This window comes from Verrucosispora sioxanthis (assembly GCF_010560025.1).
Classification (GTDB): Bacteria; Actinomycetota; Actinomycetes; order Mycobacteriales; family Micromonosporaceae; genus Micromonospora; species Micromonospora palythoicola.
Genome location: NZ_SAIY01000005.1, coordinates 290,317 through 306,831 on the forward strand (window position 1 = coordinate 290,317; position 16,515 = coordinate 306,831).

Annotated in this window: 13 protein-coding genes, 1 tRNA gene and 1 pseudogene; 8 read left to right on the forward strand and 7 right to left on the reverse strand. The window is 65.7% G+C overall.

The genetic code is table 11. From position 1 onward, the window contains the following. Window positions 1–7 precede the first annotated feature (7 nt). On the forward strand, window positions 8–661 hold the full coding sequence (locus ENC19_RS17035) for a class I SAM-dependent methyltransferase (protein ID WP_164448143.1): 654 nt from the start codon (window positions 8–10) through the stop codon (window positions 659–661). Window positions 662–822: 161 nt separating this feature from the next. Then, window positions 823–1,944: a hypothetical protein gene (locus ENC19_RS17040; protein ID WP_164448144.1), complete on the forward strand. Its 1,122-nt coding sequence runs from the start codon at window positions 823–825 to the stop codon at window positions 1,942–1,944. Between the two features lie 242 nt (window positions 1,945–2,186). Here ENC19_RS17040 and ENC19_RS17045 read toward each other — a convergent pair whose 3' ends face one another. The 4 genes from ENC19_RS17045 to ENC19_RS17060 all read right to left on the reverse strand — a co-directional run bounded on the left by ENC19_RS17045 (window position 2,187) and on the right by ENC19_RS17060 (window position 5,481). Next, complete coding sequence (locus tag ENC19_RS17045; RefSeq protein WP_164448145.1) at window positions 2,187–3,131, reverse strand: GIY-YIG nuclease family protein; 945 nt, start codon at window positions 3,129–3,131, stop codon at window positions 2,187–2,189. Between the two features lie 162 nt (window positions 3,132–3,293). Further along, window positions 3,294–4,031 (reverse strand): hypothetical protein, encoded by a 738-nt coding sequence (locus tag ENC19_RS17050; protein WP_164448146.1) that lies wholly within the window; start codon window positions 4,029–4,031, stop codon window positions 3,294–3,296. Between the two features lie 449 nt (window positions 4,032–4,480). After that, entirely contained in the window at window positions 4,481–4,909 is a 429-nt protein-coding gene (locus ENC19_RS17055) for a DUF7919 family protein (RefSeq protein ID WP_164447948.1), read from the reverse strand. 143 nt (window positions 4,910–5,052) lie between these two features. After that, window positions 5,053–5,481, reverse strand: coding sequence for a hypothetical protein (locus tag ENC19_RS17060; RefSeq protein WP_235944852.1), 429 nt, complete (start codon window positions 5,479–5,481; stop codon window positions 5,053–5,055). Between the two features lie 138 nt (window positions 5,482–5,619). On the opposite strand from ENC19_RS17060, the gene ENC19_RS17065 reads away from it, so the two are divergent. Beyond that, window positions 5,620–7,014 (forward strand): hypothetical protein, encoded by a 1,395-nt coding sequence (locus ENC19_RS17065; protein ID WP_164448147.1) that lies wholly within the window; start codon window positions 5,620–5,622, stop codon window positions 7,012–7,014. A 175-nt stretch (window positions 7,015–7,189) separates the two neighbouring features. On the opposite strand, the gene ENC19_RS17070 is transcribed toward ENC19_RS17065, so the two are convergent. Together ENC19_RS17070 and ENC19_RS17075 are read right to left on the reverse strand one after the other, a co-directional pair. Continuing rightward, entirely contained in the window at window positions 7,190–8,209 is a 1,020-nt protein-coding gene (locus tag ENC19_RS17070; protein WP_235944890.1) for a CBS domain-containing protein, read from the reverse strand. Between the two features lie 2 nt (window positions 8,210–8,211). Further along, entirely contained in the window at window positions 8,212–10,017 is a 1,806-nt protein-coding gene (locus ENC19_RS17075) for a GmrSD restriction endonuclease domain-containing protein (RefSeq protein WP_164448149.1), read from the reverse strand. 464 nt (window positions 10,018–10,481) lie between these two features. On the opposite strand from ENC19_RS17075, the gene ENC19_RS17080 reads away from it, so the two are divergent. The 4 genes from ENC19_RS17080 (at window position 10,482) to ENC19_RS31440 (ending at window position 15,588) form a co-directional block, all read left to right on the forward strand. Then, entirely contained in the window at window positions 10,482–11,648 is a 1,167-nt protein-coding gene (locus ENC19_RS17080) for an IS110 family RNA-guided transposase (protein WP_309245972.1), read from the forward strand. Between the two features lie 266 nt (window positions 11,649–11,914). Then, entirely contained in the window at window positions 11,915–12,646 is a 732-nt protein-coding gene (locus ENC19_RS17085) for a class I SAM-dependent methyltransferase (protein WP_164448150.1), read from the forward strand. Then, complete coding sequence (locus ENC19_RS17090) at window positions 12,624–13,559, forward strand: TRM11 family SAM-dependent methyltransferase (protein WP_373688841.1); 936 nt, start codon at window positions 12,624–12,626, stop codon at window positions 13,557–13,559. Before ENC19_RS17085 ends, ENC19_RS17090 begins: the two co-directional genes overlap by 23 nt. 286 nt (window positions 13,560–13,845) lie before the next feature. Further along, window positions 13,846–15,588: a recombinase family protein gene (locus ENC19_RS31440; RefSeq protein WP_164448151.1), complete on the forward strand. Its 1,743-nt coding sequence runs from the start codon at window positions 13,846–13,848 to the stop codon at window positions 15,586–15,588. Here the strand turns inward: ENC19_RS31440 and ENC19_RS17100 are convergent. Further along, window positions 15,570–15,653, reverse strand: a tRNA-Leu gene (locus tag ENC19_RS17100). The two genes, ENC19_RS31440 and ENC19_RS17100, sit on opposite strands and share 19 nt — an antisense overlap. Before the next feature lie 194 nt (window positions 15,654–15,847). Here ENC19_RS17100 and ENC19_RS17105 point away from each other — a divergent pair. Next, window positions 15,848–16,366: pseudogene (locus ENC19_RS17105) on the forward strand (tetratricopeptide repeat protein); the annotation flags it as partial. Window positions 16,367–16,515: the final 149 nt, after the last annotated feature.

Genomic DNA, 16,515 nt, shown 5'->3' on the forward strand with positions numbered 1-16,515 from the left:
TGCCGTCGTGACCAAGGACTGGCTCCAGTGGCACCAGGCTTACGACTCCCCGAACTCCTCGCTGGCGCGCAGGCTGCACGTCGTTCAGCACGACCTTCGCCGGGCATTGACCGAAGCACCCCACGATGAACACGGCCCCCGACGGTTGATCAGCATCTGCGCCGGTGACGGACGCGACGTGCTGCCGGTCCTTGCCGAACACGACGGCGGTCGCACCATCGAGGCCCTGCTCATCGAACGTGACCCGACGCTGTCACAGCGCGCCCGCACCGCAGCAATCGGTCTCGGCCTGCCCCGGATCGACGTGCGCACCGCCGACGCCGGCGCGACGGACACCTACCTGCACATCCAGCCCGCGCATCTGCTCCTGGCCTGCGGCGTGTTCGGCAACATCACGGTCAACGACGTACGCCGGACCATCGCAATGCTGCACACCCTTGTCCTCGCCGATGGCATCGTGATCTGGACCCGGGGACGCACCGACGACGGCCACGACCCCAGTCACGACGTCCGCGCCTGCTTCGCCGAGCACGGCTTCAGCGAAATGTCCTTCACCAGCCCCGCCGACGCCAAATTCCGGGTCGGGATGCACCGGCTCACCACCCGCCCCGCAACTGTCCCACCGATGCCGCCCGGCACACGAATGTTCAGCTTCATCTGACTGCCGGCGCTCCCCCTGGCCGTCCAACGACAACAACCAGCGACAGGTAAGACATCCGCTCGTCCCGGACCCGCTACCGCGCCCATGGCCAGCCGACCGACACCCGCTACCACTCAGGGTAGAAGCGGTATCTGACTGAGCACGGCCTTTACGGTTGGCGAATGCCCGAGACTGGACCTCGCCATGAGCTAGTCAAGAACCGCTGGCTGCTGTCCCTCGCCGTCGTTGTGACAGCGGGAGCGGCGGCCTGGGCCTGGCAACTCGCCGCGACCGGCTTCAGCCCCAGTCCCCGACTCACCGACCGTGGCGTGATCGCCGTTGCGCTCGACGCACGCCAGACCAACGTAACCGCTCCGGTGCAGGTTGACGTCGCCTACAGCCCTGGAACCGGCAAGGCGGACACGACCTCCCTATCGCTGGTGCTGCAGCACGAATTCGATGCCGTGCCCGAGGCGGCGCCGCCAACCGCTGTCATTGTCCTGTTCTGTGGCGAGTTGGCCACGGGTATCGACATGGTCAACAGATTCGACCAGCCGGTGAAGTGGGAACCCGTGCAGCCAAAGTCCGAGAATGGCGACTACTGGTCCATGCTCGGCGGATCGATGTCGCGGTGCGTGTACACGCATGTTTCGCTGGACAGCGGCGGTGTGGGACTGCGGCAGGAAGTCTTGTCCGGTGTCAGCCGGATCACGTGCACGCGCGCCTCCGGGCCCCGGCTGCTCTACGTACTACCAGGACTGACAACCCTACCCCCCGCATCCGCCGGAGATATCGCCTTCCGCCCGCTGCCTCCGAAATCCAGGGCGACCATCGGCCTCTACAACCAACCCGACGACTTCAATGCGCAGACCGCCAGTCCGCAGCTACCGGACGCTGGCATCCTTCGCTGGACCAGGGAACTGCCAGGCGGTGCGGGACCGCTCAGCTACCGCCTGCGTGGCGAACTGCTCGACACGGCGGCTCTACAACAGCGCGACCTGTTCATGGCCGGCGCGTTGGCCGGAGTCGCCGGCGGCGGCATCATGCTCGTGCTCGAGGCCACCGTTCAGCTACTGCTGAATCGCAGCCGAAAGCGCGCGGCAAACCCGCAAGCCATGGCCCCACCGTCTCAATCGCAGGATCGCACCGAGGCGCCTGTCCCCATCGCGCCACCGGCGGCCGCGCCCCCTCGTCGCTGCCGCGATCGATCGGTGTCCATCGCGGTGACCGCCGCGGTTGGGACCACCGCCGCCCTAATCCTGCTCCGCCGCAGGAGGAACCGGCGGTTGAGGGCGCGACCCTAGTGTTTCGGCAGCCCCGGGAAAGGAAGCTCTCGCTGTCGGCCAGGCGAGCCAGGCCGAACACGTGGACAGCCGGACCAGCCGCATTCATGACCTCCGGGGCCATGCCAGAGGCGCGGCGGGAACTTCAAGCAACGCAAACCCACTCCTACCCGGCATAAGCGCGTCCGGCGGCCGAAGTTCGGACGTCACTGGACGCGGGTCACCGTCGGCGCTTTGGTAGTGCTGGTTTGGCATTGTTCCGGTCAGATGGACAGGACGCGCTCGACGAGGTCCGGACAGTGGGTCTTCCAGTTCAGCGCCGGGCCCTTGCGCATGAGGTCCAGGTTGAGCCTGCGGGCAGCATTGATGATTCCTGGGTGGGTGAGCGCATCGTGGCCGGATCGGATCGACGTGAAGTGCAGTCCCAGTACCCCGGGGCGGATCCGGTAGCGGGCCTCGACCGTGTTCATCCACGCCAGCCCGAGGCGAGTACGAAGGTGCGATCTTGCGGCAGCCCGGTCGATATTCATGCAGAGGCGCAGATCCTGCGGGGTGTGTCTGTCGTGGTAGACGTACAGGGTCTCCAGAGCGTGCACCGAGACGGTGAGCAGGCGCGGGTAGGTGGCGGCGTTGGTAGCCGGGAGCGCGCTGATCGTCCAGTAGCTGAGCTCCGTCAGCTCCGGCACCGGTATCGTGGCGCGCAGGTAGGTGCCCACCAGGCGGGCCAGCTCGTCGGTGAACCGCGGATCGGCCGTCAGTCGAGTGAAGCGATATCGACCCCGGTGGTGTAGGACGGGATCGTGTGGCCGGCTACCGAGGCGCACTATCTGCGGCTTGTGGTCAATCAGCCAGCGTCGCTGCTCCGCTGGCGGTAGGAGAACGTCCAGTTCGCTGGCACCGAGCCGTCCCGCGGTGTGTACGACATTGCGCAGCTGCACCCCGGCTGCCTCGCGCCGGCGGATCTGATCACGCTCCGCCTCGTCGAGCTGGCTACGGTTGACGCGTTGGAAGGCGATCTCGACGATGTCGGACCACGTCCGGCGGTGTGCGCAGAACCGTGTCACCACATCTACAGCCTGCCCCACGTAGCGCTGGCCGTCGGCGAAGGTCAACTCGTACACCCCGCACCGGCCACGGGTCTTGGGCAGTAGGTGAGCGATCGAGTTCAGTCCGCCTACCTCCAGCCGAACAACTTCAACGCCGTCCACGCTGGACGACAATAAGCCATAGATGATCAGCCACGGTACAAGGCAGCCCTGCAGGCCACCGCACCCGGCTGCGCCAGCGCCTCCCCGACAGCACGCGGACGGCGGCAGATCAGGATGCCTGACGCACCTGACCGCCCTGCGCCTGCGGTCTGGCCGGCGCGTTCAGATGCTGTGTGCTGCGGCGTAGAGCACGTACCACAGCGCCGCACTCAGGGCACCGCTTGCGATGGCTGCGGTAAGCAGCGTCGGCCACACGCGCCAGAGGCGGTGCGCTGTACCCAGCCAGGCCAAGACAACGATCGGAAGCACGATCTTGACGAGTTCCCCGACCACAACGCCGCGGAAGAATTCTGCTTGGTACGGGTCGGACACTGTCAACAGCTGCCAGGGTGGTGCCAACATCACGGCCTGCCAGCCCTCGCCAGAGAGAAGGCCGCATACCGACCCCGCAGCCAGCGCCGACGTCGACACGTTGCCGACCCGCACGATATGGCCGAGCAGCCCGAGCACCGGTCCCCCGATGAGGGACCCGGTCAGCCACAGCGCCGTCATCATGGCAACCGAACGCAGCCCCAGCAGGTCGGCCGACGTGCCGTCCTCCAGGGTGCCCCCACTCCACCGACGACTGACCACCAGCACAAGCAGGTAATAGAGCAGCGTGGCCAGCACCAATAGCGCGGTAGCACTACCAACCGCTCGTTTCGCCGTGGCAGCAGAACGGCCGACCAGGAACGCCGCCAAGCCCCAAACGAAACCGCTGCTGGTCAGCGCGATCAAGACCTGCCCCACACCGCCCGCAACGGAGTCGGCCGAAAACGCGAGCAGGCCAAGCGCGACAGCGGCAGCCGCGACCACCGCCGCATGGCTACGACAGGATCCCCCAACAGCAACGTCGGTCACGCCCACCTCCTCCGAAGGGGCGCCGACGATACCAAGATCCAGCATTGCCGCGGTTTCATCCCGACACCGAAGGAAGCATCCTCATCTCGGCTACGTCCGGATGGAACCCGGGCCGGCTCAGCGGGACGCTGCGTAGCGCGCGGCTCGCGGCAGATTCGGTAACTCTGCGCGACGATAGTGTCGAGCCGAAGGTCCCGCTGAACTGACCGCGCTCGGCGGGGCAGGATGGTTGATGGCCGACGCAGCCCGAGACGCAGACGGTTACCCGGTTATTGACAGCGCTTGAGGGCCTGGCGATAGACCACTTCCACGAGTTCCGGCAGTTGCACAAGGCCGTCGCCCTTAATGCGTACGCGACGTCTACCGGCCACTCTGCGTCTACGCGGCCTTCCGGTGCGGATCCGGCTGACCTCACTTGCCAGCCGAGTGCGGCAGAAGCTGGATTCCCGCTATTCGACGCCGGGGGTGGGGACACCGGTCCGAACCGCCTCGATGAAGCCGTCAGGTGGCAGGTAGTGATGCTCTTCAACGTAGTGGCCGATCAGTGCCGGTGCAGCGAAGTTCGTCCCGTCCACTCCGGTGAGCCAGATCTCGCCGTTCCCGCAGGCAACATCGGGAGCTTTGTAGAGCCGAACGTCCGCCCGAATCACGTGCTGAGGCTCGACCGCCGCCAGGCAGAACTGGCAGTAGTGGTACCCACGCATGAGACGTACTGGTCTGACGCCGAGGCTCACCAAGCGATCTTGAACGCCTGGCGGGCAGGCTCCTGTAGTAAAGGGCATGCTCCAATCCAGCCAACCAATGGCGACGGCGTCAGGGGCTCCCGGGTGGTAGTCATAGGGTGCCAAATCCGGGATGTACGTCACGCGCTCGATCATCGCACCCGCCAGACTCTACGTATACGCGCTCATCGGCACGATCGCGCTGGATGCCGCCGCCCTTGGTCACGTTCTGTGACGCCCGGTCGGCGGCCAGATGCGGATGGCTGTGCCCGCGGCAGATCCTACTTCCGTCATTGAACTCAGATCCACGTCCAACGACGGATCGCCTTCCACACGCGTCCGCGCCAACGTGCACGTCGCGGATGGAGGAAGACTTCTATGTCCTCCAGGGCGTTGGCGGCGGTACCGCTGATGTGTGGAACCGACCGGGCTCGGTGCAGCGCGGCGACTACTCGGCGTTCGTCCAGCTGGCAATAGACCCTTGCCAGATGTCCCAGACATGTTGCGGCAAGGGCGCTGACTTGGCGGTCGTCGTGCTTAAGCAGCTGGAGATGCAGTTCCTGCAGCTCTTTCCAGTCTCCGTCGCCGTACAGTGCGGTGCCGACCATGGCATCCAGTGCGCCAGGGAGGTCGCCGCGATCGAGCGCTGCGCGTACCTCGGCCGGCGTCGCTGACGGCGGGTTGTGGAAGACATGATGCTCGTGGCGCACAGTCACATCCTTGCTCACGCACGAGTCGGTCAGTAACCCCTAGATCACGGCCAGAAGAGCACATCTATCTACTGATCTTGAGATCGCAGTGCGGTACGGCTATCCTGTTCGGCTGCCCTAGCAGCGGCCAGCAGACGACGTAAGGAGTAGCCGCCAATGAGCCAGGGTTTGCGCGACGACCCGCGCGACGAAACGCCGCTACAGCCCGTTTACCCCTTCAATCCACCGGGCGCCTCCGTCGTCCTCTACGAAGGGCCGATCGCCGGTCTCGCCGATGACGAGCGGCTCGGTCGTATCGAGCTGGACTGTGGACCGAGAGTCGGTGTGCGCTGGCGAGCCGAGCTACAACCAGAAGACCACCGCCTCGAGCTCGGCAAGGCGTCACTCACGGTGCAACGGGCTGGACGGGATTGGACCATCGACGCTCACGAGCGCAGCAGCGGCGAAGGCTGGATCAACGTCGCCGCGTTCCTGCGGCCGAACGCCCGTCTGCAGCGAGTCCTAGTCCAGTGGATGAACCTGCCGAACATCATCGGGCCGATCGGCCTGTTCGTCTCCAGCGGCGACACCAAGCGCTGGTGGCTGGGGCGTTGGCGGGCCGACATCGATGGCTGGCGCCTGACGTTGGACGCGCGACCCGACTACACCGAAGCCTTAGATCACGCACACGAGACGCATCTTTACGTGTTCACCCACGTGATGGAAATCCGCAGGACCGATGACAGCCTTTTCGACGTCGATGCCGTCATGCGGCTCCTGGACTGCCTGCGGGTGACGTTCTCGTTCGCTTTCGGCCGCTGGGTGACCCCTGTCCTACCGGTCGGGTACGACCCCACCGGGAAAGTGGCCTGGGAGATGTGGACCTCTCCGATCTGCGATCCGGCCAAGTCCATCGGGTCACCGTGCCTTTACCGGGGACGGCCAGACGACCTGACCGAACTCGTCCGGTGCGCCGTCCCCGCGTTCAACGACGCCGCCAAGCCGGGCAACACGCGCTTCCAGATGTCCCTTGCCATTCAGGCCGTAGAGGCTGGCTACGTCGAGCAACGCATCCTGGCCGCGGCGCCAGCCCTGGAACACCTCGCCTGGACCGAACTCGTCCTGAACAACCGATGGACCCGCAAGGCCTACGAAGACCGTTACGCCGAAGACCGGCTCCGGTATCTCCTGCAACTGGCCAACATCCCCACCGGCATCGACCCGACTGCGCTGCCCGCATTGGCCAAGTTCGCTCAGGCAAACCGACTCGACGGACCGACCGCCGTCACCCGCGTGCGCAACCGCTTAATCCACCCGCAGACACCCGAGGACCAGATCTACAAGCACGACGGACTCGTCGAAGACACCTGGCAGCTCTACCGCCGCTATGCCACGCTGCTGTTGCTGCATTCCATCGGCTACCACGGTGAATACATCAACCCGGTTCGAAATACCGGATGGGTGGGCAATACCGTGCCGGTTCCATGGGGCACCGATACCCCAATCCCGACACCAGCGATGCCGCCAGCGAAGAGCACCGTCCGAAGGTCAAACCGGCGGACGGCAAGGTAACCGCGATCCAAGTGCCCCTGACGAGACACCGGTCAGCGGCAGATGCGAGTACGGGATCATGCCCTCCGCGACGAGTTTCTGGTCGCCGCGTACCGCCAGCCAACAACTACTCGCTCGAGACCTCATTCCATCTTCGGACCCGCCTTGGCCAGCTTCAGCCCAGGGCGGCTGGACGTCAGAAAAGCTGTTTAAGCAGCCCGGAGAACTCACTCAGCTCGTCGATTTGCTGGGCGCTGAGCGGTTTTTCGTCGAAGTGCGCAATCTGATTTCGTATTACCCTGACCCGATTCAGTTGAGCTACGAACTGAACCCGGTCGACCCCACCCCAGCCCAGGGCATCCCAGTTGTCGTTGGCGTGTAGGCGCAGCCTCTCATTCGACTGATCGCCATCCAGCAACCTGACATACTCACCGAACATCAGTTTCGAGAAGTCGCCCGAGTGGCTCGGACCTTTTAGTATTCGAACCGGGTCTCCGGTCAGTTTCGGCCCCAGGCATAACCGTAGACGGAACTCGATCTCACCAACAAGGAAGAAGGGTAATGCGAGCTCATGGAACCGTCCAGTAATGTCGGCGCCAGTGATGATCCCGACGAACTTTCCACTATTTTCCCGCACTAGCAAATAGCCGTACTGTCGAAGCTCAGGAAGGTGAGTGAAGAGTTCCTGGTGCACCTCGGCCATGGGAATAGAGTCTCGGACCATCGAGTTGGCGAGGGTCGGCGTCTCGCCCATCTCGTACCGGGCGGCGATCGAGCTCCACGTGATGACACCCTTGAGATCGGCGAGGCCGTCGATTACTGGCAGCTGCGAGTAGTTCTTTTGGCGCATCGTGTGGGTAGCGGCACTGAGCAGGGCACTGGACGTGACGGAGGCGATTCCCGTGCGGGCCGAGGGGATATCGCCAACCTTGAAGGACTGCTGGGGCAGCGCACCGAGCTGAACCTCTTCTCCGGCTTCGTCCTCGGCCGCTGGCGCCGCGTTTTTGGTGACGACCAGCATGTCGGTCGTTAGCCCACAGGTGGTGAACGACGGGTGGGTATCGAGCCCCACCTCATGTAGCGCCTCCTGAATCATTGGCACGGTCTGGTAGTTGCGTACCCGCTCGCCGAACATCGCGAGTAGCTCACTGATCCGCAGAGTTCGCCCCTTTAGCGCGAGTAGTTCTTGGCGACTGGGGCGGCGGGCATCGGCCATGGTCACCGGTCCGACTCGTCTCGGAAGACGGTGCGCTTGCCCATAGCCTCGTTGACTAATTCGACAAGGCGGGCTGATCGATCGGCGTAGAAGCCTTCAAAGTCATCCTCGTGCAGCGTTGCTGGATTCATCACGTGGGTGGCGACCACGTCGTCGAACCATTCGGGCCGCGTACCGGTCTCCCGGGCGAGCACCTGAAGGTAAGCCGATGGTGAGCCGATCAAGCTCTTGCTCGCCCGATAGGACAGCGGTGTCTTGTTTACGATCGAGTTGCCTCGGCTGTCGTTAGGGACGTGGCGGGCGAGCCATGGCTTCGGAAACACCTGCCGGATGGCGACGGCATGCTGCAGAAGGGTGCCGGGGGTGAGAGGACCTTCGCTGTGGTACCAGTCGACCGCCCCCTGCTTGACGAGGAGCGCGTAGATTCCTTTGTAGGCCGCGCTGTTTCGGGTAGTCAGGGTATCAAGCCGGTCAGCCAGGAAGGCAGCCTCCATGATGGTGTCGGGCATAACGCGCGACACGCCCGTCGCCCTGGCGACGAGCTGCTCGACGTCGCGGGTGAAGCGGCTCTCGGTGGCCCCGCCATACATCTCCCCCAGTACGCCGCACCAGTACCAGCGGGTGATGAGGTCGCGGGTGTCGGGCTCATCCGTACGCTCGCCGAGGATCGCCCGCACCGCGGCCATGGGGACAAGTTGAGTCCGGTACGGCAGGTCGGTCTGGCGTACGATGAACTGCTCACTGAGGAACTCACCGACCCACTCGAATGCGCTCGCCACCCCCGGCGAGATTCGGATAAAATCGTCCAGCGGTAGGTTCAGCAGGTCGCGCCGCTTGCAGGAGACAGCCATGGTCAGCTTCTCCCTCTTGCGTTCCCAGGTGTTGACGAGGGTGACAGCTTGAAGAAAATCGCTTCTGCTCAGCCCGTCATCGATCCCCTGCTCTATACGACCGAACACCGGGTACGAGGTTGCCAGGCTCTTCTTGATGTCCTGCCACGCGTCCGGCAATCGGTAGTAGTCGCCGTGGTTCTGCTCGTACTCACTATCGCCTGCGTAGGTCGCGGTAAGGAGTTCGAACACGTTCAACGGGACGCCGCCAGTGTTCACCCGCTCGAACACGGAGCAAACCGCGTCCTTGGTGGTCGAAGCGGCCAGTTTGATCATGGGAACCTGGAACGACCGGATGTTGTGCAGGATTCGTTGGTCGAACTGCGCCCACAGATCCCAGTTCGCGTCGTCCATGAGGACGAATTCTCTCTGCCAGGCTGTCACCTTGTCGCTGTCGAAAACGGCACTCAGCGGAAAGTGTCTTGCTCGGCACTCCAGCGTCCGGCTGCTGAGGTCGAGATTCACCGTGCGAGCAAAGTTCGATCGGAGGACCCGATCCTTCGGCACGGACACGATGGCCTCGTCTCGGTCGGTTGATGAACCGACGGCCCTGGCTATGTCCACGTAGTACCATCGCTCAAGTTCTTTGTTGCGATCGTCGACGGTCCGTACCGGCTGGCTGAGGTGCAGGGCCTGAAACAGGGAAGTGAGCCGTTGCTGACCATCCAGCAGTAGCAAGTCGGGAATAACGAATCTACCACCCTCGGCGCCGGTGAGTGTACGCGGCCTAAACGGGTTCCTGCCGCCCGTCTCGAGCGTCATGACGACACCTAGTGGATAATCGAGAGTGACCGTCGCGATTAGCTCCCGGATACGCTGGTCGTCCCACTTCCATTCGCGCTGGAAGTCCGGTAGCTGCAATACTCCGGACTCGATATCTTTCAACAACTTCTGCAGCTTCGGACTGTCGAGAGCCATCGAGCGATCCCCCTGGGAGTTCTCAAGAGAGCGACCGGCCAGGCTATCGATTCGCCTCCTTGATTGTCAAGGAGGCGGCGTCCACAACGGATAACAGCAGAGGCGACCGAGTAGGCCCGTCGAACAGCACCTTTGCTCGCCCCTACACAGACCACGGCTGGTCAGCGAGGGCGGGGCCTAGACTGACCACACCACCGAAGCTGGTCAATCCGACGCACTCAACTCGGCTACTTGTTTTATTGACCTGCGACCGTGGCCCGGCCAGGCTTCGGTCGAGGTGCCCGGGCTGTCGCTCTCATTTCGGCTGCCCACGCTGGTCGTGTGGCTCTCATCTGGCCTGCGTAGCCCGGGCACCGCTCCAGGGCGGGGAGAGGCTCAAGAGGGGTTTGCTCGGCTCGAAGTAGCGTTGCCCTCCCGGCTCGACAACCCAGGTGGATCGAGCAACGGAGGACGCGTTGACTGTCGTGTCGGATCGTGTGGTCATCGGTATGGACCCGCACAAGCGCTCGGCAACGATCGAGGTCATGGCCCGCGACGAGACCGTCGTCGGCGGCGGCCGGTTCGACACCGGCCGCGACGGCTACACGGCGATGCGAAGGTACGCCAACCGATGGCCGAACCGGGTCTGGGCGATCGAGGGCTGCCAAGGGATAGGCCGGCACATCGCCAACCGGCTCCTGGCCGATGGCGAGCAGGTCGTCGACGTGCCACCGAAGCTGTCGGCCAGGGCGCGGGTGTTCGCCACCGGGCAGGGCCGCAAGACCGACGCCACCGACGCCCACTCCATCGCCCTGGTCGGCACCCGCATGGCCGGACTGCGCCCCGTCGTCAACGACGAACAGTTGGCCCTGCTGCGGATTCTGGTCGACCGGCGCCGCTCCCTCGGCGAGGACCACACCCGGATGGTGTCCCAGCTGCACCAGCTGCTGCTGGAACTGATCCCCGGTGGAGCGAAGAAGAGCCTGTCCGCCGCCCAAGCCAAGGCACTGCTGGCCACCGTCCGGCCCCGGGACGCGGTCGGGAAGGCCCGCCGGCGGGTCGCCGCGGAGCTGATCGCCGACCTCGAACGCATCTACCGACGCACCAAGGAAGCCGACAAGGAACTCAAGGACCTGGTCGCCTCCACCGGCACCACGCTGATGAACCTGCACGGCATCGGACCCTCCGGCGCCGCCCAGCTGCTCGTCGAGGTCGGCGACATCACCCGGTTCCCGAACCGGGCCCACTTCGCCTCCTGGAACGGCACCGCCCCCATCGACGCGTCCTCCGGCGAGCAGATGCGCCACCGGCTCTCCCGAGCCGGCAATCGGCAGATCAACCGGGTGCTGCACATCATGGCCACCGTCCAGCTGCGCAATCCCACCGAAGGACGCGCCTACTTCGACCGGAAGAAAGCCGGCGGCAAGACCTCGATGGAAGCCATGCGTGCGCTGAAACGACGCCTGTCCGACATCGTCTACCGCAGCATGACCAACGACGCGGTGGCCACGGCGGCGGGCCCGGGAGGACAACGGGGAACGGCAACTGGCTCCAGCGTGACCGACTCTCATCCCCCAGCCGGCTCTTCGGAGAAGTCACTTCCCGGACCCGCCGCCACCCAGGATAGAACTCTCCTCCCGGCGGTGTCTTGACATAGAGGGGAGCCAGATCCGGCTGCCGAGGCGCGCGTCGTTGGATGGCCGCCCGTGACGCAACGTACCCAACTGGAACCTGGGCCGGTCCTACAGGCGTCACGGCATCCGATCCGCGCAAGGTGGGTTGATCCGTTTCAGCTCGAACGTCAAGCCGTGCCTGTCGCTGCACCGGCGCCGGTAGTCCTACACCGGCTTCCAATTCAACACCCGAATTTGTAATCCCCTAGTGTCAGCGCTCGTCGGCGGACGTGGCCCATACGCCCATGCCGAAGCCCCGCTCCACCGCCCCTGGTGACCGGCCCCAGCCCGCACCGGTTGGGTTGCTCCTCCCTCTCCTTCCTCTCTCCCTCGCACCGCGCACACCCTGCCTGGCAGTGCGGGACTGGCACGGGCTGTCCGCGAGTCAGCTCGCCTACCTCATTCGCCGCTACACAGACGCGGGTGGCGTGGTGCTCGACCTCGACGCGCACCCCTCCGCCACCGCAACGACCACCTACCTGGGACGGGTACCGGCCCGGCTGGTCACCGGTCGCCACGGTCCGCACGTGCGGCTCTTGCCGTCCGAGCCCGGACACCGCAACCACCACACGACACGCCGGCCCTGCACGTGGGTCGACCTGATCCTGGCCACGCTGCCGCAGGGAACACAGGCGCATAACGCCAACAGCGCCGTCACAGCGATGCGGACCTGGCGACCTCTACTGCGCCCTGGCGGATTCCTGCTCGTCGGTCTCACCGCCCCGCCGCCTCCACCAGCCGAGGTCAGCTACCGCGCCACGGTCATCGCCGCCGCCCGCGCCGCCGGCCTCTACTACCACCAGCACATCCCCGCCGTCCTCGCCCCACTGCCCGAACACGAGCCACGCACCGCTCCCGAACACCCAGGCGAGGCCGACGACGGCCGGCGTCTGCTCGACGGCCGTCACCTTCCGACGTTCCGGGACTTGCTCGTGTTCGGCACCACCGCCACCGGTGAGGAGAACGCCCGTGCCTAATCCGACGTCCCACACCGCCGGCCCCCACGACTTCGGATCGCCCCACCCCGACCCGTCCGACCTGGCGGCCCTACTCGCCGACGGCTACCTGGGTTCGGTCTGGCTCACGGGCCAGGCCCCATCGCGGGACCTGCGGCGCGGCCGGTACACCCCCGAATCGATGAAGCACCCTGGCAAGATGCTGCCGACCATCCCCCGCTACGCCATCCGCACCTACACCAACCCCGGTGATGTGGTCCTCGACCCCATGGCCGGCATCGGCACCACAATCATCGAAGCCATGCGCCTCGGCCGCCACGGCATCGGAGTCGAGTACGAAGCCGAATGGGTCGCCAAGGCAGCCGACAACATCCGCCACACCGTCCAAGCCGGTGTACCAGGCCGGGGCGAGATCTACCACGGCGACTCCACCGCGCTGCCGTCCCTATTGCCGGCAAGCCTGCACGGGCAGGTCGCTCTGGTGATCACCTCACCGCCTTATGGATCGTCCACCCATGGCCACGTCCGCACCCCGGGACCGCGACGCGGCAAGGTCCGCAAGATCAATCACAAGTACGGCAGCGTCAGCAACCTCGCCTACCGCAGCCACGGTGAGCTGGCCGACGGCTTCACCGAAATCCTCGCTGGCTGCCGGGCGGTGCTGCGGCCCGGTGGGCACGTCGTCGTCACCGCACGGCCCTACCGCCGCCACGGCGAACTCATCGACATCCCTGGCATGGTCGTTGCCGCTGGTGTCAACGCCGGCCTGGAACTGGTCGAGGAATGCATCGCCCTCATCTGCGGCGTCCGCGACGGCGTAATCATCCCCCGCGCCTCGTTCTTTCAGCAGAAGAACATCCGCGACGCCATCGCCACCGGCGACCCCCAATGGCTCGTCCAGCACGAAGACGTGGTCATCCTGAGGGCGCTCTGATGGGCGACCGTCCGCCAGCCCAATCACCGCGGCCCTCCGCGACGAAACCCACGCCGACGGTCGAGTTCGACGCCGAACCGGAGCTGACTGAAGCCGTAGCTCGCGCGCTGCTGGCCCTGCTGCAACGCTCGCCAGTCATCCACGCTCAGGGTCCAGACGAGTCCACCAACGCTTGATCACTTCATGCCGGTATGCGTAGATCCGTGCATCAGCACGTCCGCCGGCCACCCGATCGCCGGGTGGCCGGCGGACGCGCACCCCTCAACAGCCCGGGAAGGCGTTTTCGGTGACCATCGACATAACCCGTATCGAAGACACTGCCGCCGCACTACTCGCCGACCGCGAAAACCGACGATTCGCCTTCTACGGCCGGGTCTCCACCGAGGACCAGCAAGACCCGGTGGCATCGAGGAACTGGCAGCTCAGCCGCGCAACTGGCCTCATCGAACCGGTCGGCGGCATCATCGTCACCGAGTTCTTCGACATCGGCCTGTCCCGCTCCCTGCCGTGGAAGCGTCGGCCCCAGGCCGCCAAGCTTCTCGACGCTCTCGCCAACCCGGATCGCGGTTTCGACGCGGTCGTGATCGGTGAGCCCCAACGCGCGTTCTACGGCAACCAGTACAGCCTGACCATGCCCGTCTTCTCACACTACGACGTCGACCTGTGGGTGCCGGAAGTCGGCGGCGCGATCGACCCCGAGTCCGAAGCCCACGACCTGATCATGAGTGTGTTCGGCGGCATGTCCAAAGGCGAGCGCACCCGGGTGAAGGTCCGCGTCCGCACGGCGATGACCGCGCAGGCGAAGATCGAAGGACGGTTCCTCGGCGGGCGCCCACCCTTCGGATACCGCCTCGCCGACGCCGGACCACACCCCAACCCAGGCAAGGCCGCCGATGGCCGTCGCCTGCACAAGTTGGAACCCGACCCGGCCACCGCCCCTGTTGTTCGGCGGATCTTCGCCTTGTACCTCGCCAACAACGGCTACTTCGCCATCGCCGAAGCGCTCACCCGCGACGGCATCCCGTCACCGTCAGCCGCCGACCCCGCCCGCAACCCGCACCGCACCGGCGAGGGCTGGGCCAAGAGCGCCGTCAAGAACATCCTGTCCAACCCCCGCTACACCGGCCGCCAAGTGTGGAACAAACAGCGCAAAGACGAGGTACTCCTCGACGTCAACGACGTCGCCCTCGGCTACGAAACCCGCATGCGCTGGAACGACAGGGACTCGTGGGTGTGGTCCGACACGATCGCCCACCCGCCGCTCGTTACCGTCAACGACTTCGAGCTAGTGCAGACGATCATGGCGGCCAGCGGGCGGGGCCGCACCGGCAACCGACAGCGGAGGGTACGCCGCCACTACCTTCTTCGCGGACTCATGCTCTGCGGACTGTGCGGACGCAAGATGCAAAGTCATCAGGCCCACGAGATGGCCTACTACCGGTGCCGATACCCCAACGAGTACGCCCTCGCCAACCACGTCCAGCACCCCCGCAACGTCTACGTCGCGGAACGAGACATCGTCCCCGCCCTCGACAACTGGCTGCTCACCGCGTTCGCCCCGCACCGACTGACCGACACGATCCGCCGACTCCACGCCGCCCAACCCGACACCGGCCCCAGCATCGTCTCACCGGAGATCACCGCCGCCAACAAGATCATCACGGCGTGCGACGCCAAACTCCTCCAATACCGCGCCATCGCCGACGCCGGAGGCGACCCCGCCACCGTCGCCACCTGGATGGCCGAGGTCAACGCCCAACGCGCCGCCGCCGTCACTCAACGCGACCAAGCAGCAGCACAAGCACAAGCACCCCAACGCCTCACCGAGGACGACGTCCGGCACCTCGTCGGCAGCCTCGACGACATCCGCAACACCCTGCGGAACGCCCACCACCAGGACAAGAGCAACGTCTACCGCGCGCTACGACTCGCCCTCACCTACAGCCCCGGTCAAAACAAAATCAGCGTCGAGGCTGAGCCTGACGCTGATTATTGTGGGGTAACTGTACGTGTCCGAGGGGGGACTTGAACCCCCACGCCCTATACGGGCACTAGCACCTCAAGCTAGCGCGTCTGCCATTCCGCCACCCGGACCTACCTGTCCAGCCTACCGTGTCGGCCTCGGTGATCCCATCACCGAGAGGCCGCCCGGTGGGCTGCACGGGGAGTTACTGTACACGCCCCAGATGGATCATGCACATCGGCATCGGGCGTATCTGGGCTGTCATGGCACGGGGGTCGCGGCAGGCCGTCGCCCGGGTAGCGTCGAGGTGCCCGTACCCGGCAGCATGGGCCCCGTGCCCCATGCTTCTCCCCTGGCCGTCGCTCAGCAACGGGCCCTCGCGCTGCGTGGTGCGGGTAACCTCGCCGCCGCCCGTGACCTGCTGATCGAGGCGGTCGAGTCCACTCGGCCGCCGTTCAGCAAGGATCATCCGGACGTGCTCAGCACCGCTCACCTGCTGGCCAGGCTGTATCGGGAGGCGGACGATCCGAGCGCGGCCCGGCGGGTGTTGGAGGAGGCGTTCGCCGCCGGGGAGCGTCGCTGGCCGCATGCCGATCCACTGATGCTGGCGTTGGCCTTCGAGCTGGGGTCCGTCGCGGACGAGTTGGGCAACCGCCACGAGGCGCGCCGGAACTACACCCGGGTGGCCGCCGCCGGCCCCGCCGTGCTCGGCGCCGACCACCCGGCGGTACGCATCGCACGGGAGTATCTCGGCGATGCCGCTCCCGCCCCGCAGCCCGTGGTCCTTCCTGCTCCCCATCCTGGCCCGGCTGGCCGGTCGGCTCGGGGGGCTCTGGATGAACCTACGGTGTCCCTGGCCGCACTCTCCACGCTGTGGCAGCCGCACGACGCCTCGGCTGCGGCACCGCCGCATTCGGCCTCAGCTTCGGTGTCCGCGCCGGCCATCGATCATTCTGTTTCCGGCGGCCCTGGAGTGGCGGCCGCCTCTCACTC